The organism is Runella rosea (assembly GCF_003325355.1).
GTDB lineage: Bacteria > Bacteroidota > Bacteroidia > Cytophagales > Spirosomataceae > Runella > Runella rosea.
On record NZ_CP030850.1, the window covers coordinates 6599720 to 6617203 of the forward strand.

Sequence of the window (17484 nt, forward strand, 5' to 3'; positions counted from 1 at the left end):
CCGCCAAAGTGTTTGGTGTGTTTTGAAGGCTATTTTATTGGTATGCCACTGCCACCTGCCGCTGGGTGCCGAGGTGGTCGATGCCCAGCTCTACCACGTCGCCTGATTTGAGGTAGCGAGGAGGTTTAAAACCAAGACCCACTCCAAACGGAGTGCCCGTAGAAATTACATCACCGGGGAGAAGGGTCATGAATTGACTGAGGTAACTTACGAGCTTGGGGATTTTAAATACCATGTCGTCGGTATTGGAATCCTGCAACATTTCGCCATTTACTTTCAGCCAAAGGCGTAATTTGTGCGGATCGGCGATTTCGTCCTTGGTTGCCATAAACGGTCCCATGGGCGCAAAGGTGTCGTTGCTTTTGCCTTTTACCCACTGACCGCTGCGCTCAAGTTGAAACTCACGTTCTGAATAATCATTGTGTAAAATATAACCCGCCACGTAATCCATGGCCTCGGCTTCGTCGACGTAGCTGGCTTTTTTGCCAATCACAAAGGCCAGTTCTACTTCCCAGTCGGTCTTGACGGAGTTACGGGGAATGATGACATTGTCAAAAGGGCCGCAGAGTGCCGTGGTAGATTTAAAGAAAATAACAGGCTCTGGAGGCACCTGAGCGCCTGATTCGGCGGCGTGTTTGGCGTAGTTCAGCCCGATACACACGATTTTGGAAGGACGTGCTACGCAGGAGCCGAGCCGAATGCTATCGGACACTTCTGGACAGGTGTCGGCATTTGCGGTCAGCCATTCTGCCAAACGATTAATACCGTTGCTTGCAAAAAAAGCTTCGTTGTAATCCTGACCGAAGGCTGAAACGTCAATTTTGCGCCCATTGGGGAGAATTACGCCCGGTTTTTCCTGTTCAAAAGTGCCAAAACGAAAAAGTTTCATGGAATTAGGTGGTGTTTTAAAACTGTCTCTGTGAGAAATAACAATTGTTTGAAAAATTCATCTTTCAAAATAAGCAGTTTTAGACCGATTTCTAACGCAGTGTAATGTTGATTTAAAAAAAATAAATTTTTTTTTCGACCGTAATTCGCTGATATAGGTTGATTTCCAATTTTTCTTTATTTTTTTTTTAGTTGAGGGCTTGCGTCGTATTCATGTTTCGCCTACTTTTGCACCACAATTCACGGAAACAACCGCCAAATTGTAAAAAAATGATTCTGTAGCTCAGCTGGTAGAGCAATACACTTTTAATGTATGGGTCCTGGGTTCGAATCCCAGCGGGATCACCAAAGTAGTTCAAAACACTGCAACGTATTACGAAAAACGCCTTAGATTAGCTTCTAAGGCGTTTTTTATTTATTTTCGTGCTACCACGCACCACCGTGAACCCGAAAATGTTTCAGTAAATTGTTTCAGCAAAATGACTATAACGCCTGAGCTCAACAACCGACCCAATAAGAACGGATTGCACTCTATCCTTATACGTATTACGCAAAACCGAAAGCTGAAACGAATTGCTCTGGAATACGCTATTCCCCTGAAGGATTGGAACCCCGAAAAGAAGGAGGTACGCAAGTCAAATCCCTTTTATTTGACCATCAACGCCGCTATCAAAGCAAAAGTGATAGAAGCCGAACAAGAAACCTTGCACAGCCAGTTACAGGATAAACCCCTTACGGCAACCCAACTTAAAAAACGCCTCAAGAAACAGGTCTACGGCGAGAGCTTCATTGAATATGCTAAGAAGAGGATAGAAGAGACCGTCAATCCAGCTACGCGTGGCAATTTGAAATCAACGCTTAATAAATTTCAAACCTTCCTAAAAAACGAAGATCTGCTGTTTCCTGAATTGGATTATGAACTTATAAAATCCTATCAGAAATACTTGCAGCGCTTGGGCAATAGCACCAACACCATACACAACTCATTGAAAAGCCTGAGGGCTGCCTATAACGAGGCCATCGACGCTGAAGTGTATCAAACTGACAGAAATCCGTGGACCAGAATCAAGCTCAAAAAGGAGAAAACCAAACGAAGGAGGTTGGCTCCTGTGGAGCTGCTGAAGATAGAGCAGATGAGTTTGCAGGAAGGTACCGTAGCGTATCACAGCCGATATGCCTTTATGCTTTCTTTCTACTTACAGGGTATGAGGGTTACTGATTTGCTGCTGTTGACATGGGACACTATCAAAAGTGGTAGATGTGAATACGTGGCATCAAAAACCAAAAAATTTACTTCAAAGAAAATCCCCGCCCAGGCACTGACGATTTTTGATTATTTCCGTAGCCTTAGACCTGATGGCAGACCTAAGCCCAAAGACTACGTATTGCCATTTATAAAACTGAACCAAAAGAAAACAACCCCAGAAGAGTTTCGCAACCACATCGAAAGCATCAACGCTCAAATCAACGGGCATTTGTATGCCATTGCGGATGAACTGGAGATACCAAGATTCAGTATGCATACGGCGCGGCACACCTTTGCCAACAATGCCATCCGAGCATCAGGCGGCAACATCCATGCGGTTTCTGACGCCTTGGGCCACAGCAGCATCCAAATCACAGAGCAGTATTTTGACTCAGCCTACCGTGACGAAAACGACGCGTTGGGCGATATGGTCTTTGGCAAATAAATCAATTTTTTCTTGTTCCATTGCGGAACAAATGATAACTTTATAGGACTGATGAATAAACAATTGGAATTGATTATTGCCAGGCTAGAAAGGGCAAATGTGCAACTCAAAAAACTGCTTGAAAGCTACGGTAGCAAGATTACGGAAGAAGAAGTAAACGAGATTCTTGACGAAATCTTAAAGAACGAAGAAACCATCGAAAAACTTAAAAAAGGCCTATAGGCTCGAAATATTATGGACATACACTCGGAAATTCAGGCGGCTCTTGCTGAGTCGAGAGCTGCCCGTCAGGAAGCCGAAAACTACCTAATCTTAAATGGCGAAACCGTCAATTTGGCCGAATGGGTAACTGCAAAAGAATATGCACGGCGTTTTGATATCGAAAGCACAAACGTTGTTACCAATTGGATTCGCAGAGGTGTCATCCCTCCCGAAAATGTCAGAATCATTCATGAACTCAACGATATTCGGCTGATCAAGGCAATTCCTTACAAAGAATCTGCCTGACGATTGCAACTTTTGTTTAATAGTACTTACGCCCGCTGATGTGATCAACGGGCTTTTTTGTGTCCTTTCGTTTCGTAGCCGCTCCACCAATCTTTGAGCAAAAAACAAATGCTATGAAACGATTTGCTCCTATGATTCTTCCCATTTGCGCCCTGGTCACGGGGCTGGCCGCCATTGCCGCTTTTGCCTGTATCGTTCTTGAAGTTTACACTCAGATTTGAAAAGGATGAACCGATCGATACCGCTTTTAAATCGGTTTGCCGAGCAACTGAGATCAATGCAGGTTACTTTTTCCCGCAGCACATTCTCTTACCTGCTCTTATTCGCTTTCGGAATAGGGTTCGGCATTGGGCTCTTCTTGGGTTGGAAATCCAAACCGGCACCGTCAGCGAAGCAGAGCTTTGCCGATACGGCATTCCATGTCTCCGAAAACCGTTACCTGCAAAAAGTTGATTCCCTCCAATTTGAACTCCGCCAAAAAGATGAAACCATCATTGATCTCCGGGAGCAGATGGCGCTGGATAGTGTGCGGCGTATGTCTGAGCTTGAGGCTATGCGCACAATCAACGAGCGGTACCGCCGCCGATAGCATCCGGGCAGAGTACCAACGCAATGCGGGCCGAGTGCTGGAGGATCTGCGCAGGGCGGATTTTCTTTCGGAGCGGCTTGAGGTGCAGCGCCTTCAGGTAGCAGCTACCCTTCAGGACTTGAAGGCCGAAACCGCCCGCCGCCAAACCTGTGAAAGCAAGCTGGGCATAACCACGGCCGCACTCCAATCTGAGCACTCAGCGCACGCGCAAACCAAAAATAAACTTGCCCTTCGAACGCTGGAGGCGTGGGCGTGGCGCATAGGTGCGGTGGCGGCGGTGATACTGGCCGTGAGGCGCTGAAATTCCGTCCTTTTTTGGGCAGGGGATTGAATGGATTTTTGTCCATAAAATTTTCTTGACATGAGACCAGATATCGTCCCCAAAGCTAAAAATACAACCATGAGAGTATTCAAACCAGAGGAGGAGTTTTCTCCTGAAGAGCTTGAGCAACAGGCCGCCGAGATGGCTGCCCGCGCACGAACTGTACGCGAAAAACAAAATGCCGACCGGCTAGCCCAACTCGACCGCGAACGCTCGGCCGACATGAACACCCTCGCCGAAAGCAAAAACCGCCTCAAAGAGCTAGACGGCATCATGGCCGTAGCGGGCAAACTCACGCTGGAGGAAGCCAAGCAACTGGCCCGCGAGCGCCAGCGCTTGCTGGAGGGCATCCAAGAAATTGAGACCAAATACGAAATGGCTCAGCCAGCACCCGCTGAAGAAACACAGACCGAGCCCAGCGACAATGCCGTGTGGGTCACTACCCTCAAGATCGTAGCGCTGCTGCTGATCTGCTGGGGTATTGTGCTCTACAGCGGTGACTGGATTTTGGGCAAATACCCGCAGGCGGCGGTGTACAATGAGGTGTCGTTTCAAAAAATCCTGTTTGGTTTCAGCGTATTTATCGGCGGAGTAGTGTCGGTGATTATTGCGCTGTCGGTGTTCTTTCCGGGGTTTGGTAAGTACTTCAATCCCTTTAACCACTCCCAGTTGGATTTCTTTGATGACTTTAAAACCCTTTCAGAATGGCAACGCTCCCTTATCGCTTTGGCATTATTTGCCTCTTTACTTTTCTGTTTTGTACTGGTAGCAGCGGGCAAACTCGACTAGATACTACGGCTCAGCTCCGTGGGAAAATCTGGAGTATTGCCAACGCTGAAGTGGGCCTGCGCGAGCCCAAAGGCCGCAATGATCACCCGCGTATCCTGGACTACCACCGCTCGGTGAGCAGCTGGCTCTATAAGCACCGGCCCGTGGCTCCTTACTGCGCCAGCTTTGTGTATTATGTGTATAAATCAGCGGGGGTAAAAGTGACCAAAGTGCCCAACCCTGCCCGGGCGAGGGAGTGGTTTTTGGTGAGCTCGCGCACCGTGATGACCCAACAAACCCTGCGCGGCAACCGCCGCATGATGGCCATGCCCCAAAAAGGCGACGTGGTGGGCTACTACTTTCAGAAAGGACTCAATGCCATCAGCCACATTGAAATACTGGAGCGGGTGGATCTGGAAGAAGGCTACCTCTACGCCATCGGGGCCAACACCTCGGGCTCGCAGGCGTATAATACCGTGAATAGGGACGGCGACGGGGTCTACTACGTGCGGCGCAGCATTAAGTCTTTTTACAAAATAGCCAACGTGCTCTCCCCATGAAAACCTTTTTATTGATACTGGTGGCGTTTGCGGTACTCGGGATTGTTTACAGATTTTTACCCAAAACGCCACTTGAGCAGGTGCCGACCGCGCCCATCGTCGCGGTACCCGTACCTGTGGCCGACAGCTCCAAGTACTGGAAGGCCAAATACGACTCACTCTATGGCGTTTGGACGGAGGCCAGAGAGCGCATTTTTACCAAGAGAAAGTACCAAAAACTTATAAATAGCCATGAACAAATTGTCACTGTTGGAGCGCTTTAATGCGCCCATGCCAAAATTCTTTCAGACCATTTTCAAAATTGGAGCCGTGGCGGTGGCCATTGGTGTGGGCCTTGGAGCTGCGCAGGAGAGCCTGCTGGAGCAGGGTATCCCAGTGCCAGAGTGGGTGGCTTACGTAGTGAGTGCCGTGGGTACCATCACGTCGCTGCTGGCCAAGTTTACCATCAGATTGGATAAATAAGATGCTCAGAAAGCTGATCAAGCGAAGGGCGATGTTTGCCGATATGCACCAGAAAGATGTGCCCGGTGGACTGCGCGTCTGCGCCTCGTTTTCGATTGCTTACCGTAAGCAGGACGGCAGCCTCTCGCGTAAACGGCGCGTGGGGAAGTCGTTTAAGAAAGTGCCAGGACAATCGGGCTTCAGAACCAACATCGGCCACAATCATCTGCTGCTCTTGCACGATTTTGACACCAACGAAGATTTTAACATTCACATTGATCTCATTGTGGAATACAATGGGATGACCGTAGACCACCGCGTATGAACGTACAACGAATATCCGACGGGCTTTTTGTGCTGCAAAACGCAGTACTGGAACTTACGCCACCCGCGCGTGATCAGAGCTTTGGCGTGGGCAGCGTACACCAAGCCCAAAACGACATGTTTCCGCACGTGCGCTGGGGAGCGGGCGACGATGAGCCCAACTTTATCAATAAGCTCATCGAAAAAAACAACCAAGTGCGCGGGCAGCTCGAAGCCCTGCGGGATATCATCTACGGTACGGGTATCGGTTTTTTTAAAAGGACTATCACCGAAGGCAAAGTGAGCCTTGAGCCGTGGTTTGATGAGCAGGTGGAGGATTGGGCCTACGAGACCGACCTCAACGATTATATCGTGACCTCCATCAACCAGATGACCCACACGGCCAACCGCTTTACGCGTTGGGTGTGGGATATTCAAAAAGCCTGGTACCGCCTCGACGTCAGCGATGGCTTCATGACCCGTGTAGGGCGGCCAGGGCCGAGTGGCATTTTTGAGTACCACGTCAACCCCTACTTCGGGGAGCGGGGCCTCTACCGCCCCAACGATACTCAGCGCCTGCCCATGATGCAGCCCCACAACCACGAGGCCAACATAGCGCGGCTGGTAACGATGCGCCAGAGCAAGGTCAAAATACCGGGCAATCCTTACTACTCCTACCCGGCGTGGTGGTGTGCGCGGAGCTGGATTGAGCTGGCCAACCTGATTCCGATTTTCCACTATAATGGAATCAAAAACGGCTACAACATCAAATACCTGATCAGGATGCCGATGGACTACTTTGACGTGGAGGGCAAAAAGCAGCTCGACGAAAAAGCCGTGAAGGGAAAATGGAAGGACTTCAGCGAAAAACTCAACTCGTGGATGGCGGGCGAAAAGCAGGTCAACAAAACGATGCTGATCAAATACCTGCGCGGTGGCGACGGCAAAATGATGGACAACGTGGACGTGGTACCGCTGAAAAACGAAATGTCGGACTCGGCTTACTCTCAGGTATGGGAGATGGCCAACATCAGCATTGCCAACTCCATGGGAATCCTGCCCACGCTGGCGGGCGTCAATCCCGGCAAGGGCAACGACTCGGGCTCGCAGATACGGGTGATGGCGGAGTTTCAGCAGGCCAACCGCACGGCCATCGTGCGCAATGCCATTCTGGAAGACGTGCGCCACTGTCTGGTGGCGATGGGCAAACGGGACATTATCCCGATGTTTAAGGACGTATCACTCACCACCCTCGACGCCGCTCCTACGGGCAAAGCGGCCGTCGTAAACCACGGCTCTGTATAATGCTGGTGTCGATCACAACTTTCAAAAAGCACGTATCAGGCGTGCAGGGAGCACTCACCGAGAGCACCATTGCCGCCCACCTGAAGGCCTCCGAGCGGGATTTTCGGGCCATGATTGGCGGGCCGCTCTATGATTTTTTGGAGCAGGTAGCGGTAGGCTCCCCAGCCGATGAAAAAGATCTGCTCGATTTGGCCGAGGCCGTCATCAGCTGGAAAGCCTACGATTTGGCCATGCCGCACCTCAAGATGCGGACCAGCGACTTGGGCTTGCTGGTACAGCTGCCAGCCAACACCGTGATGCCCACCAAATGGTACTACACCGACACGCGTGACGCCAACATGGTGATGTACGATTTATTCCTGGAGCATTTTTATGCGCAGCTGGAGGTAGTGAATCCTGATGTATGGGAAACCTCCGACGCCCACAAAGACCGCAATGCGCATTTTATCCGCTCGCCCAAAGAGCTGGACAAATACGTGGGGCTGGTGGGGCGCAATGCGCGTTTTTTTGACCGCCTCACGATGTACATTGGGCGGGCGGAGGAGTTTTATATTGCGCCAGCTATTACAGAAGGCGTGTATGATGCCCTGCTCGAAAAATGGCAAAACCCAGCCGCCACGCTGACCGCCACCGAAAAACGGCTGGTGGAATATATCCGCAAAGCCCTGGGGCCGTTGGCGGTTTATGAGGCGTATCCTTACTTGCCACTATTGGTAGATAATGAAGGCATCCGCCAAGTACGCAAAAGCGATGGCACGCGGGAAGAAGACCTACCCGATGGCAAGCTGCGCGATGCTCAGCGCAAGCAGCTACTCGGCGACGGGCAGGTGTACCTCAGCAAGCTACGCACGTGGCTCGACTCCGTGGCCACGGCCGAGCTATTTCCGCAGTACCATACGCGCCGGCAGGAAGAACTGAATGATTTTAGCAGCGACGACGATTACACCCACTCGGCCAGTATCGTACTATGATGAAAATACAGCTTCATAAACCGTATGAGTTGCCCCAAAGCTGGGAGGAGCTGCCCCTTGAGCGGCTACCGATGGTGGTGGAAATGGCGTTTTTGAGAAAAACGGGCGCTTCGGCCTACCATGACCTTTTTCGGGCGGTGCTCGGAATACCCGAGAAGGAATACCGCAAGGTGATGAACCGGTACTTTGGGCGGCACGTGTCGGCGGCTACCCGCGAGAAAAACGCCGAAGAGCTCCACTCACTGCTGCTGGCCGTGCGCTGGATCTGGGAAACGGATCTGACGCGGCGGCCCTTTGAGTACATCGAAGCCGAGGGCCAAAAGTGGCTGCTGCCCGAGCAGGGTTTTAAGACCATGAGCTGGGGCGAGCTGTCGGATGCGTTTGTGCATTCGAAGGCCTACGCCGAGCAGCTCGAAGCGGGCGAAACCCGCCTGCACCTGCTTATTGCGACGCTATGCCGCCCAGCCCGAAAAACCCGAGGCGATTTATGGAACGGCGACGAGCGGGAGCCTTACAATGAGCACTTCGTAAAGACCCGGCTGGCGGGCGTAGAAAAACTCCCTGCCGCTACCAAGGCCGCAATTTATTTGTGGTTTGTGGGTACGATGAATGAGGTGTTTGGGGCGTATGAGCTCTTTGGCGATGGCCCTGCGCAGGAGGAGGATTACCCGGGCCAATCGTTTGTGCGCAATACCTTCACCTTGGCCGAAAAAGGCATATTTGGCTCGGTACCGCAAACCCGGACGGCCAATCTGCACGAGGTATTTTTGTTTTTGGAGGAGAATAATAAACGCGAGCGCCGCAAAGAAAGCGCCCAAGAAGAAGCCAACAACTATGCTGCCAACTGATTTATTTTGGGAATACCTCAAGCCGATACTGGAGGCCATTGAGGGCGTGACCTCCGTGACCCTCTCCGACGCCGAGCGCATGGACCGGCTATCGATGGCCAGCCGGGGCGCGGATGTGTACCCTGCCGCCTTTGTGATGCGGCCCAAGTACCGAGGCTTGGATGAAAACACGGGCGTATACGCCCATAAATTCAAAACCACGATGTACTTCTTTGTGATGGCAGGACCCGAAGAAGCCGAGCAGGATGCCGCCTACCAAACCGCCGAGCGCATGAGCGTAGACCTGATGAATAAACTCTTCAGAGACTCCAAAACCTACGCCTGCCTTTTTAATATCAGCACTTTTGAGGCCGAGCCAGTCATTTACAAAACCCTCGACGCTACCTACGGCTATGAGGTGAGTTTTGAAGTGGGGCTATACATCAATCATTTATTGGCACACTAATGAAAACATTTATTGGCACACTAATGAAAATCCTTTTTAACATCTTGCTGTATCGGTTTTTGTTTGAACTGGTGTTTTGGCTTTGTTTCCCGTTGGTATGGACTTACTTTCTGACGATGGACATCATCCGTTGGAGACGGCCATGGCCATGGGGAAAGCTGATGCTGGTGCGGGCAGAAGTGATCAGAAAATTCAGACCTTGATATGTTGATAGATCCTCTCAAGAGTGGATTGGTGTTTTTGCCGATGCACTTCAGCCGCAATGCCCTGCTGCACACCATTCCTGCGGCCGACCCTGAGCTCACGAGCCGGAGTGGGCTGAAGTATTTTTTGGAAATACAAGTGCCACCTTACCCCAACGCGGCGAGTTTTGAGGCCCTGAGTGAATCGGAAGGCCGTGAGGTACCCGTGGATACCTCGGGCGTTGCCGTGTATGAAGGAGCGGCCTTCAGATATAACACCATCAACGGCAAGATTGACGGCCTGCTCACCTGCCCACCGCCCACCAAAGGGCAAAGCGCCATCAGCGTTACGGTGACCCAAACGACGCCCTTCAGGCTCAGGGAGCGGGTACAGGGCGGCACTCCTGCGGTCAATACCGATACCACGGGAGCCGTGAAATACGCCATCAAAGCGGGGCTTGACAACAAAGATTTTGAGGCGTGGGGGGAGCAGTTTTTTAACCTCTACCAAGCCGATGCGCGGCAGTTTCTGACGTGGCTACCCAACGACCGTCTGGTAAGCCGCGCCCAGGAAGAATACCTCTCTTTTGTGCTCAACTTCACCCCACTGCCCGCCGAAGTACGCCTGCGCGCATGGGTCACGTACAACGACGGCACCGAGCCGACCGTGAGCACCAAAATGACCGTAGCTCGGCCACCGCTGCTGTCGATCATCCAATGTCCGGCGGGAGCTGCCGTACTTGACATACCCACCAACGCCAAGTACTACGAAGTATGGCTGACGGATGAAAATGACCTGCGGCTCTCGGAAGTGCGGCGGTACTGGCTGGATGCCATGCCTACGCTGGCCGAGCGGCACATTACGTACCTCAACAGCCTCGGCGGCTGGGATACCCTGCGCCTGACAGGGCTGGGCAATGAGCGCCTCAGCGTACGCCAAACACTTGCGGAGCGGGATCTGAACACCTCGACGGTACCCGAGCTGATCGTGATTAGTAGCGAGGGCGACCGAAGCCTGACGGTGTCGACGGGTAACTTTCGGCAGGATGCGGCCACGCACGTGCAGTGCCTGCAAGAGCTGCTGCTGAGCCCAGTGCGGTACTTGCACACCCCGAAGGGCTTTGAAAGCCTGCGCCTGACCACCAACCAACTCGACTACGGCAGTGATGAGCGCCGCGTAGAAGCCCGCACCATGACCTTTGAGATGGGAGAAACCACGGCCAACTTCAGCCGGATGGCACCCTCGCCACCGCAGCCCACGCGGCCCACCCGCTGGCGTGGCCTAAATCTGCGCTATATCCTGGACGAATTTGGCAAGCGCACGGGTGAGGTCATCTTTGCGCAATTGGAAAAGGTCTACATCGATACCGAAGAACTTTACAAGCCCGTGACGCGCAAGCCCAACACCCCCGGCGACCCTGATTATATTGAGCCAATCGTGAGTGGATCCATTACGGTAGGAGAGACGCCTTACCCCAACGCGGCCATCTCGAGAGTAGGGACTTTTAACCGCAGCAACTGCGGGGTGGGGTACATTGGCGGGCCAGTCACGATTGTGATTGCGGCGGGTAAGTACGGCGGCGAGAGCCCAGGCGATGCCGATGCGCTGGCCGAGGCTGAATATGCCGCCCTCAATACGCAAGCCTACGCCGATGCTAATGGCAGCTGCACGGCCAACAGCACGCCGTTTGCCTTCAGGGTGGACAACAACGCCACCGACAGCGGCGGTAGTGTGGCGGGGATTGTGGCCATTGCAGGCTCGGGCGCGGATATTGTCCCCAATACCTCACCGGGAGGAGAGCAGACCTCTCCGCAGACCTACGCGCCTGGTACTTATACCATCCAATGCCGGGTAGCGTATCCATCAGGCTCACCCAAGAAAGCAGGGGTGCTTAGGATTTTATCCAAAAATCGTTCGATTGCATTCTCCAACAATGGCTTGTTTTTGTTTGAGAACGTGGTCATCAATAGTTCTGATCACCCGCTTACCGTTACCGTCGAAAACGCATGATAGGAGTACGCATCAACGGCCAACTGCTGGACCTTACGCCCAAGACCAAAGTGCTGTGGGAGTTTAATAACCCTTATTTGCTCTATGACCGCATTGAGAGCAGCAAGGCGAGCTTTCCGAACATTCCGTTTTCGGCAGGTAACCAGCGGATCTTCAACTATTACCAGGAGCCGCAGGCCAGCGTGGCGCTGGGGGAGTTTGAGTGTGAGCAGTTTTATGGCGGGGAGCTGATTCGGGCGGGGTACTTTGTGCTTACCGAAGCCGACGAGCGCGGCGGCTATCGGGGGGCTTTTACGGACAGGCTTGGGCGCTTTTTTGGCGACTACCAAACCAAGCTGCTCACCGAGATTGATTTTGGGAGCGTGGCGGTACCGCCAGTACTGACCCCCACGCTATCGGATGCGCTCGGGACGGTGTGCTGTTTTCCTACCATCCTAAACCCTGACTACTATGGTACCAACGGCGGGAGCGTGAGCTACTCGGGCAAGGTCAATGATTATACGGGCGGAGCCTATACTGCTGCGGGCCCCAAGGTGCCGATGGTCATGGTGAAGTGGCTGCTGCTGAAGATTGCGGCCCTGACGGGTACGACCATCGAGGGGGATTTTCTGACGCACCCCGTCTGGCAGACGCTGACCATCTACAACACGCGGGCGCTGGATGGCGCGGCGGCCGTGACTGTAAAAAACCACCTACCCGAACTGACGCTGGAGCAGCTGTTTATTGAGCTGCGCAAACTGCCTAACTTGATGTTTACGTTTAACGCTCCCGAAAAAAAGCTGAAGATTGATTTTTGGGGTGATAGGCTCACGGCCGTCACGACCAAAAACTGGACGCCCAAACTTGTGGCGGGAGGTATCAAAACCCCGGAGATGAACCGACGCCTCCAGCTCGGCAGCGACCTCGACGGCGGCGACGGCCTCATGAAAGATAAACCCGCTCTGATGGCTGACTACCTCACGCCTGAGCTTGCCGAGCCGACGGGCGTAGCGCCGCTGAAGAGTAAGTTTTCGACGCTGCTCACCGACGCGGGTACGGGCTTGGCCACGGCCAAACAACCTGGTAGTACGGAGTTGTTTGCGCAAAACACCAATAAGTTTGCGCCACGGCTATTGTTTTGGCATGGCATCAGTGCCGCGTACCCAAGGGCTTTGCCCGAAAAGGACGGCATATCGCTGTATTGGGGCGGGGCTACGGGGCTGGCCGCCAAGTACTGGAAGCTTACCGAAGCCATGAAGGCAACGGCGTTTTACCTCAAAACAGATTTGATTCTGAAGGAGAGTGATCTGGCTCAGCTCGACTTTGGCGCTAAGTACCACATGAATGGCGTGGATTATATCATTGCTTCGATTGTGCCTGAGTTACCGATTTCTAGGACGGTACCAGCGCTACTGGTTGGGGGGCTATGATTTTATTGTCAGTTGAGTTCGTTATTAAAGAAATCCTTGAAGTTTGTCTGGAATTCTATGATAAGAAAAACGTAAATGAGGGCATAGGGGAGCCTAATCGTAATCAGAAAAAAAAAGCCTAAGTCTAATTATCTTCAAGATGTTCAAGTTTCTGACTTGCTTGTTTTATAACAAGTTCGAAACTTTCAACGATTTTATCAACCACTACCTGATCTTCTTTTTGTGCTAATTTAGTCATAGTAATTAGTTTCTCCAATACATTTTGAGTCATAGCCGATAGGCATTTGACATTAAGTACATATTCCGTTCCTCTGTCAAAAATCAAGGGTTCGTTTGCAAATTCATAGTGATAAGTTATTTCGTAGGCGACCCTTTTTGTAGAACCTGGCAGGAAGCAATGAGCCATTGAATGCCGAAAAGCATCCTGAAACTTTTCGGCAGTCTTAGGATTTTTCAAATAGTCTCTATTGATGAACTTTTCAAATTCCCGTGCATGATTTATAAAAGAACCGCTCGAAGCTGAATCATTATCGTCCAGTTTGATAATACAGTTGTCAAGAATTTTACCAATTACATCCATAATAGCAAAGCAAGTCATTGCCAATGGCGCTGTAAGTTTAGAGTGTACAGTGCCAGCATAAGATAAATTATGACCAATTGATGATGTAGTATGATATCCTCTCCCTGAATTAACTATTTTCATAGCTTCTTCTCTGGCTGACGTTTCAGCAACATCAGATAACTTAATCATGTCAGCTTGCATGATTTGCAGCATACCTAAAAAGGAATCCTTCAATATCTCGTCAACCATATAATTATATCATTTTTAGCTTTTCAATTTGAAAGAACGTTCTAAAATTACTTCAAAACAGGTTATTTTACAAAAAGTGCATAATTTGGGCATAAACAAGAATACGCGTTAGAAATAAAATAAACTTTTTGCATATTTGAGCGTTTTACGCAATCCATTAAATCAATGCAGAAATGACAAAAATTATATACAAATATTTCAGGGTGAATCAATACTTATATGACACTTTAATAAGTAATCAGCTTTTCTTTTCATCTATCAATCAATTCAATGACCCGTATGATTGTCATATGACGGTACTTGAAGACATTCCTATAGAAGACTTTAAAGTGTTTCTGGATGCTTATTTTTCAGAAGAATCCAGAGAAAAATATCTTGCAGCATTTAAGGAGAACCCTAAGGAGTTTGTTCAGCCTTTCATTAACATGTTTAGAGATTGGATAAATAATTTTGGAATATGCTGTTTTACCAAAGAGAAAAATAATCTATTGTTATGGAGTCACTATGCAGATAGCCATAAAGGAGTATGTTTAGGTTTCGATTATGACCTAATGATAAAGAAATTTAATCAATATGAGGAAGTTGAATATAGTGATACTCCTTTTTATTTTGATTTAAAACACCCTCAAGAGTCTGTCAGTAAGACATTATTACGAAAATCTAGACACTGGGAATACGAAAGGGAGATTCGTTTTGTAATGGAAAGGAGTAAGAATGCTGATTTTTTTCTAGAGGCTTTAGTAGAAGTAAATTTTGGGACAAGGTGTAATAAAAGAGATAGGCTAAATATTCAGTATTTAATAAGCAGAATGGGCTATCCTAAATGTGATTTTTATAATGCAAACATAGATAAAAAAGAGTATACCGTTGAATTCACTAAAAGTTATTTTGAGGAGCTAAAGAAAGACGTTATGAATGATTCAAGGCACATTCCTTTTTCTAAAGAGGTTAAACTAGATCACTTGTTAAAATGAATAATGTCCTGAAATTATCCTTAAACACAGTACAAAAACAGAACTGGTCATACCAGACACTGTGTCAATCATAACTAGGGGTGACAAAACAAAAATGCTTTTTTCAATTGACTTTTCTCTTTGAGAACTTCACAAAAGTTGCCCACTACTAAGCAGTACTGCCTCTAAGCAACGCCTGAATTCCTTTCCTTTTTGTGGCATCGTGGCCTTTTTTCTTCGTAGCGTGAATCAATCGCATCGGCGAACTGCTGCAAGACCATGAATTTCGGGCCAAATACCACATGAATGGCGTGGATTATATCATTGCTTCGATTGCGCCTGAGTTGCCGATTTCTAGGACGGTGCCAGCGCTGTTGATTGGGAGATGGTAATTGAGATGAAACGAAATTGGATGGATTATGAAAACTAAGTTTATTGTCTACAACCACAGTCAGACGGCTTGGCAGTCCCTTCTTTTACTTTTCTATCAATCTCCTCGAAGGAACAATTGCATGCGCTTTTTAACCGCTCTGAAATTGGACAACTATGAACCGCCTTACAAACATCATCCCAAAGTTGGGGATAAGCTTGTCTAATATTTCCAAGCTTATCATTGCCACTGACTTCATAGCTTTTTACACAATCTTTTTCATTGCATCGTATCCAAGAGTCAGCTTTTTTTTCTTCAAACCAATGGTCTGGTAGATCGTATTTAGATATATTTATCGCGTATTCTCCTTCTGGAATATTACTTCCAGTAAAATTACAAACAGCGATACATGTCAGATGACTATTTATATCTGCGGATTCATCTTCAAGTATGATGCAAATGTGTCTACCTTTAACACCAGGGAGAACTGCTCTAATCAAATCCCCTTTTCTTAGACCAGAGCTTAGACCTGATCTCTCAATTCTTTTTCTCTTTTTTTTCTCTCCTTCCATTTGAATTTTTTAAGTTTTGCAAAGATACATCTGAATTAATAAACAGCGCTTATTGGTGGATTATCTTTACCCTTACAGCTAATGATGATATACAGGATTAGATACTTAGCGTCAGCTCCAATAGCGACATGAATTCAAATATGCTTATTGCCTTGTAAAAAGCAGAAATCCACTACTAGGCTGTACTGTATTTGAGTAACACCTGAATTGTTGTCTTTTTTGCGGAATAATGGCCTATTTTCATCGTAGCGTGAATCAACTTCGTCTGAATTACCAATCAGCGAGACAGTAACTGCCTTGCTGATTGGGGGGAGCGTCAAAATATATCATGTACTTCCAATTTTATAGTTTCAAAAAAGTAGTTTACTCAGGATGGAAATTCCCTGATTCTAAACATTGCCTCAGGTCCTTTAACAATTCTTCATCGGGATCATCAAATCTCCAAAAAAAGTTTTTGGGCTCAACTGCGCACTCCAAAATTCTGGGAATCTGATAGATTTTCCCTTCATTAACAATCGGGATAGTCCCTTTGCTATCAAACTCTTGTAAATAAAGAATGAGGCCTGCAAACTTCTCGCGCCGATATTGCTCTGTTTGATCGGCATTGAGATGATGGTAATTGGGGGATACGTTTACATAAATCGTGTCCGAATAATTGGGGAAACAATCTGTTGTCACAAACTCGAATCCGATTGCATTGGGCGTCTCAATGGGTCGGCCTGTAAATAAAATTTTCATTTTTATAAAACTAGGGTTTTAAAGTTGATTAACCTGTCCTAGCTATCTCAAAAGTAACTACTTCAGAAAGCTTCACGATAATCTAATCAAGAAATATAGGGGCAGACCTACAGCCATTTTCCTGTCCTTTTTTACTGCATCGTGGCCTTTTTTCTTCGTAGCGTGAATCAATCTGATGCGCTGCCATGGTACCTATTGAAAACAACCCCATTATTAAGAAAATCTTAGAGGACTTCGTGCGGCAATCGGCGAGGGCTTTTCGTGATGCGGTACGGCGGGAGGGCTTGGTAGATACCGACGCGCTGGCCGACTCCATAAGGGAGGGAGCTATTGAAGTGGGCTCGGGCTTCATTACGGGCCACGTGTACTACTCGGAGCTGCTGCGAATCAAAGACATGAAGCAGCTGCGCTACAGTACCATCCCGCCCATTGGGCCATTGGTGGATTGGGTGGAGCGGCAGGGGCTGGGCAAATTTCCGTTTGTGCCAGGAATGCAAAACGGCCTACAGAAGTCCAGTGAGATTCAGGGTATTTACCGGGTAGCGCGCGGGATTCAGTACCACCTCAAGGCGGAGCCCAACGTAAAGCGCGGTTACCGGGGTATTTACAACGACCCTCTCAAAATCATGCTGGGGGTATTCTACGAAAACATGCGGGAGTACGTGGCAAGCTACACGGCCACTGCCTTCAAAGAGGCATTTGGGTACGAGGTGCGCATCTCGGTACCAGAGCCAGTCAATGCCGCTCGAATACAAGCCGCTTGGAATGCCCGTGACACCAAACTCGCCCGAAAAAAATAA

The 17484-nt window shown here is 49.1% G+C and carries 23 protein-coding genes and 1 tRNA gene; 20 read left to right on the plus strand and 4 right to left on the minus strand.

Going from position 1 to position 17484, the window contains the following annotated elements:
• Nucleotides 1-34 precede the first annotated feature (34 nt).
• Nucleotides 35-889 (minus strand): fumarylacetoacetate hydrolase family protein, encoded by an 855-nt coding sequence (locus DR864_RS27160; RefSeq protein WP_114069912.1) that lies wholly within the window; start codon nt 887-889, stop codon nt 35-37.
• A gap of 271 nt (nt 890-1160) precedes the next feature.
• On the opposite strand from DR864_RS27160, the gene DR864_RS27165 reads away from it, so the two are divergent.
• The 18 genes from DR864_RS27165 (at nt 1161) to DR864_RS27250 (ending at nt 13240) form a co-directional block, all read left to right on the plus strand.
• Nucleotides 1161-1236 (plus strand) — tRNA-Lys (locus DR864_RS27165).
• A gap of 131 nt (nt 1237-1367) precedes the next feature.
• The gene (locus DR864_RS27170) at nt 1368-2579 is read left to right on the plus strand and encodes a site-specific integrase (RefSeq protein ID WP_114069913.1); all 1212 of its coding nucleotides are present in this window, start codon (nt 1368-1370) and stop codon (nt 2577-2579) included.
• A gap of 51 nt (nt 2580-2630) precedes the next feature.
• Entirely contained in the window at nt 2631-2801 is a 171-nt protein-coding gene (locus DR864_RS29955; RefSeq protein WP_162794163.1) for a hypothetical protein, read from the plus strand.
• A gap of 12 nt (nt 2802-2813) precedes the next feature.
• The gene (locus DR864_RS27175; protein WP_114069914.1) at nt 2814-3086 is read left to right on the plus strand and encodes a hypothetical protein; all 273 of its coding nucleotides are present in this window, start codon (nt 2814-2816) and stop codon (nt 3084-3086) included.
• 226 nt (nt 3087-3312) lie between these two features.
• Entirely contained in the window at nt 3313-3675 is a 363-nt protein-coding gene (locus DR864_RS27185; RefSeq protein WP_162794165.1) for a hypothetical protein, read from the plus strand.
• Nucleotides 3632-3976 (plus strand): hypothetical protein, encoded by a 345-nt coding sequence (locus DR864_RS29960; RefSeq protein WP_162794167.1) that lies wholly within the window; start codon nt 3632-3634, stop codon nt 3974-3976. Before DR864_RS27185 ends, DR864_RS29960 begins: the two co-directional genes overlap by 44 nt.
• A 99-nt stretch (nt 3977-4075) precedes the next feature.
• Nucleotides 4076-4786 carry a hypothetical protein gene (locus DR864_RS27195; protein WP_162794169.1) on the plus strand — a complete coding sequence of 237 codons (711 nt, stop codon included), beginning with the start codon at nt 4076-4078 and terminating at the stop codon, nt 4784-4786.
• Nucleotides 4702-5325, plus strand: coding sequence for a C40 family peptidase (locus DR864_RS27200; RefSeq protein ID WP_162794171.1), 624 nt, complete (start codon nt 4702-4704; stop codon nt 5323-5325). The genes DR864_RS27195 and DR864_RS27200 overlap by 85 nt, the downstream gene beginning before the upstream one ends.
• Nucleotides 5322-5588 (plus strand): hypothetical protein, encoded by a 267-nt coding sequence (locus DR864_RS27205; RefSeq protein WP_114069920.1) that lies wholly within the window; start codon nt 5322-5324, stop codon nt 5586-5588. Before DR864_RS27200 ends, DR864_RS27205 begins: the two co-directional genes overlap by 4 nt.
• Complete coding sequence (locus DR864_RS27210) at nt 5557-5787, plus strand: hypothetical protein (protein ID WP_114069921.1); 231 nt, start codon at nt 5557-5559, stop codon at nt 5785-5787. The genes DR864_RS27205 and DR864_RS27210 overlap by 32 nt, the downstream gene beginning before the upstream one ends.
• A 1-nt stretch (nt 5788) precedes the next feature.
• On the plus strand, nt 5789-6091 hold the full coding sequence (locus DR864_RS27215; RefSeq protein WP_114069922.1) for a hypothetical protein: 303 nt from the start codon (nt 5789-5791) through the stop codon (nt 6089-6091).
• Nucleotides 6088-7374, plus strand: coding sequence for a hypothetical protein (locus DR864_RS27220; protein ID WP_114069923.1), 1287 nt, complete (start codon nt 6088-6090; stop codon nt 7372-7374). The genes DR864_RS27215 and DR864_RS27220 overlap by 4 nt, the downstream gene beginning before the upstream one ends.
• Nucleotides 7374-8345 carry a DUF6712 family protein gene (locus DR864_RS27225; protein WP_114069924.1) on the plus strand — a complete coding sequence of 324 codons (972 nt, stop codon included), beginning with the start codon at nt 7374-7376 and terminating at the stop codon, nt 8343-8345. The genes DR864_RS27220 and DR864_RS27225 overlap by 1 nt, the downstream gene beginning before the upstream one ends.
• Complete coding sequence (locus DR864_RS27230) at nt 8342-9193, plus strand: hypothetical protein (protein ID WP_162794173.1); 852 nt, start codon at nt 8342-8344, stop codon at nt 9191-9193. Before DR864_RS27225 ends, DR864_RS27230 begins: the two co-directional genes overlap by 4 nt.
• Nucleotides 9180-9638 (plus strand): hypothetical protein, encoded by a 459-nt coding sequence (locus DR864_RS27235; protein WP_114069926.1) that lies wholly within the window; start codon nt 9180-9182, stop codon nt 9636-9638. The genes DR864_RS27230 and DR864_RS27235 overlap by 14 nt, the downstream gene beginning before the upstream one ends.
• On the plus strand, nt 9638-9841 hold the full coding sequence (locus tag DR864_RS27240; protein ID WP_114069927.1) for a hypothetical protein: 204 nt from the start codon (nt 9638-9640) through the stop codon (nt 9839-9841). The genes DR864_RS27235 and DR864_RS27240 overlap by 1 nt, the downstream gene beginning before the upstream one ends.
• A gap of 1 nt (nt 9842) precedes the next feature.
• Nucleotides 9843-11831, plus strand: coding sequence for a DUF5977 domain-containing protein (locus tag DR864_RS27245; RefSeq protein WP_114069928.1), 1989 nt, complete (start codon nt 9843-9845; stop codon nt 11829-11831).
• A complete protein-coding gene (locus tag DR864_RS27250) occupies nt 11828-13240 on the plus strand; it encodes a hypothetical protein (RefSeq protein WP_114069929.1) in 1413 nt (470 codons plus the stop codon). Before DR864_RS27245 ends, DR864_RS27250 begins: the two co-directional genes overlap by 4 nt.
• Nucleotides 13241-13364: 124 nt before the next feature.
• Here DR864_RS27250 and DR864_RS27255 read toward each other — a convergent pair whose 3' ends face one another.
• On the minus strand, nt 13365-14051 hold the full coding sequence (locus DR864_RS27255; RefSeq protein ID WP_114069930.1) for a hypothetical protein: 687 nt from the start codon (nt 14049-14051) through the stop codon (nt 13365-13367).
• A gap of 173 nt (nt 14052-14224) precedes the next feature.
• On the opposite strand from DR864_RS27255, the gene DR864_RS27260 reads away from it, so the two are divergent.
• A complete protein-coding gene (locus DR864_RS27260; RefSeq protein ID WP_114069931.1) occupies nt 14225-15025 on the plus strand; it encodes a DUF2971 domain-containing protein in 801 nt (266 codons plus the stop codon).
• Between the two features lie 411 nt (nt 15026-15436).
• Here the strand turns inward: DR864_RS27260 and DR864_RS27265 are convergent, their stop codons facing one another.
• Both DR864_RS27265 and DR864_RS27270 read right to left on the minus strand, forming a co-directional pair.
• Nucleotides 15437-15946, minus strand: a complete 510-nt coding sequence (locus DR864_RS27265) for a hypothetical protein (protein WP_114069932.1) — start codon at nt 15944-15946, stop codon at nt 15437-15439.
• 363 nt (nt 15947-16309) lie between these two features.
• A complete protein-coding gene (locus tag DR864_RS27270) occupies nt 16310-16684 on the minus strand; it encodes a hypothetical protein (protein ID WP_114069933.1) in 375 nt (124 codons plus the stop codon).
• Nucleotides 16685-16869: 185 nt separating this feature from the next.
• Between DR864_RS27270 and DR864_RS27275 the strand changes: the two genes are divergently transcribed.
• Nucleotides 16870-17484: a hypothetical protein gene (locus DR864_RS27275; RefSeq protein ID WP_114069934.1), complete on the plus strand. Its 615-nt coding sequence runs from the start codon at nt 16870-16872 to the stop codon at nt 17482-17484.

Excerpts from the sequence above, each read along its gene's own strand:
- DR864_RS27160 (WP_114069912.1), bottom strand. The coding sequence starts at position 889 with ATGAAACTTTTTCGTTTTGGCACTTTTGAACAGGAAAAACCGGGCGTA.
- DR864_RS27170 (WP_114069913.1), top strand. The coding sequence starts at position 1,368 with ATGACTATAACGCCTGAGCTCAACAACCGACCCAATAAGAACGGATTG.
- DR864_RS29955 (WP_162794163.1), top strand. The coding sequence starts at position 2,631 with ATGAATAAACAATTGGAATTGATTATTGCCAGGCTAGAAAGGGCAAAT.
- DR864_RS27175 (WP_114069914.1), top strand. The coding sequence starts at position 2,814 with ATGGACATACACTCGGAAATTCAGGCGGCTCTTGCTGAGTCGAGAGCT.
- DR864_RS27185 (WP_162794165.1), top strand. The coding sequence starts at position 3,313 with ATGAACCGATCGATACCGCTTTTAAATCGGTTTGCCGAGCAACTGAGA.
- DR864_RS27195 (WP_162794169.1), top strand. The coding sequence starts at position 4,076 with ATGAGAGTATTCAAACCAGAGGAGGAGTTTTCTCCTGAAGAGCTTGAG.
- DR864_RS27200 (WP_162794171.1), top strand. The coding sequence starts at position 4,702 with ATGGCAACGCTCCCTTATCGCTTTGGCATTATTTGCCTCTTTACTTTT.
- DR864_RS27205 (WP_114069920.1), top strand. The coding sequence starts at position 5,322 with ATGAAAACCTTTTTATTGATACTGGTGGCGTTTGCGGTACTCGGGATT.
- DR864_RS27210 (WP_114069921.1), top strand. The coding sequence starts at position 5,557 with ATGAACAAATTGTCACTGTTGGAGCGCTTTAATGCGCCCATGCCAAAA.
- DR864_RS27215 (WP_114069922.1), top strand. The coding sequence starts at position 5,789 with ATGCTCAGAAAGCTGATCAAGCGAAGGGCGATGTTTGCCGATATGCAC.
- DR864_RS27220 (WP_114069923.1), top strand. The coding sequence starts at position 6,088 with ATGAACGTACAACGAATATCCGACGGGCTTTTTGTGCTGCAAAACGCA.
- DR864_RS27225 (WP_114069924.1), top strand. The coding sequence starts at position 7,374 with ATGCTGGTGTCGATCACAACTTTCAAAAAGCACGTATCAGGCGTGCAG.
- DR864_RS27230 (WP_162794173.1), top strand. The coding sequence starts at position 8,342 with ATGATGAAAATACAGCTTCATAAACCGTATGAGTTGCCCCAAAGCTGG.
- DR864_RS27235 (WP_114069926.1), top strand. The coding sequence starts at position 9,180 with ATGCTGCCAACTGATTTATTTTGGGAATACCTCAAGCCGATACTGGAG.
- DR864_RS27240 (WP_114069927.1), top strand. The coding sequence starts at position 9,638 with ATGAAAACATTTATTGGCACACTAATGAAAATCCTTTTTAACATCTTG.
- DR864_RS27245 (WP_114069928.1), top strand. The coding sequence starts at position 9,843 with ATGTTGATAGATCCTCTCAAGAGTGGATTGGTGTTTTTGCCGATGCAC.
- DR864_RS27250 (WP_114069929.1), top strand. The coding sequence starts at position 11,828 with ATGATAGGAGTACGCATCAACGGCCAACTGCTGGACCTTACGCCCAAG.
- DR864_RS27255 (WP_114069930.1), bottom strand. The coding sequence starts at position 14,051 with ATGGTTGACGAGATATTGAAGGATTCCTTTTTAGGTATGCTGCAAATC.
- DR864_RS27260 (WP_114069931.1), top strand. The coding sequence starts at position 14,225 with ATGACAAAAATTATATACAAATATTTCAGGGTGAATCAATACTTATAT.
- DR864_RS27265 (WP_114069932.1), bottom strand. The coding sequence starts at position 15,946 with ATGGAAGGAGAGAAAAAAAAGAGAAAAAGAATTGAGAGATCAGGTCTA.
- DR864_RS27270 (WP_114069933.1), bottom strand. The coding sequence starts at position 16,684 with ATGAAAATTTTATTTACAGGCCGACCCATTGAGACGCCCAATGCAATC.
- DR864_RS27275 (WP_114069934.1), top strand. The coding sequence starts at position 16,870 with ATGGTACCTATTGAAAACAACCCCATTATTAAGAAAATCTTAGAGGAC.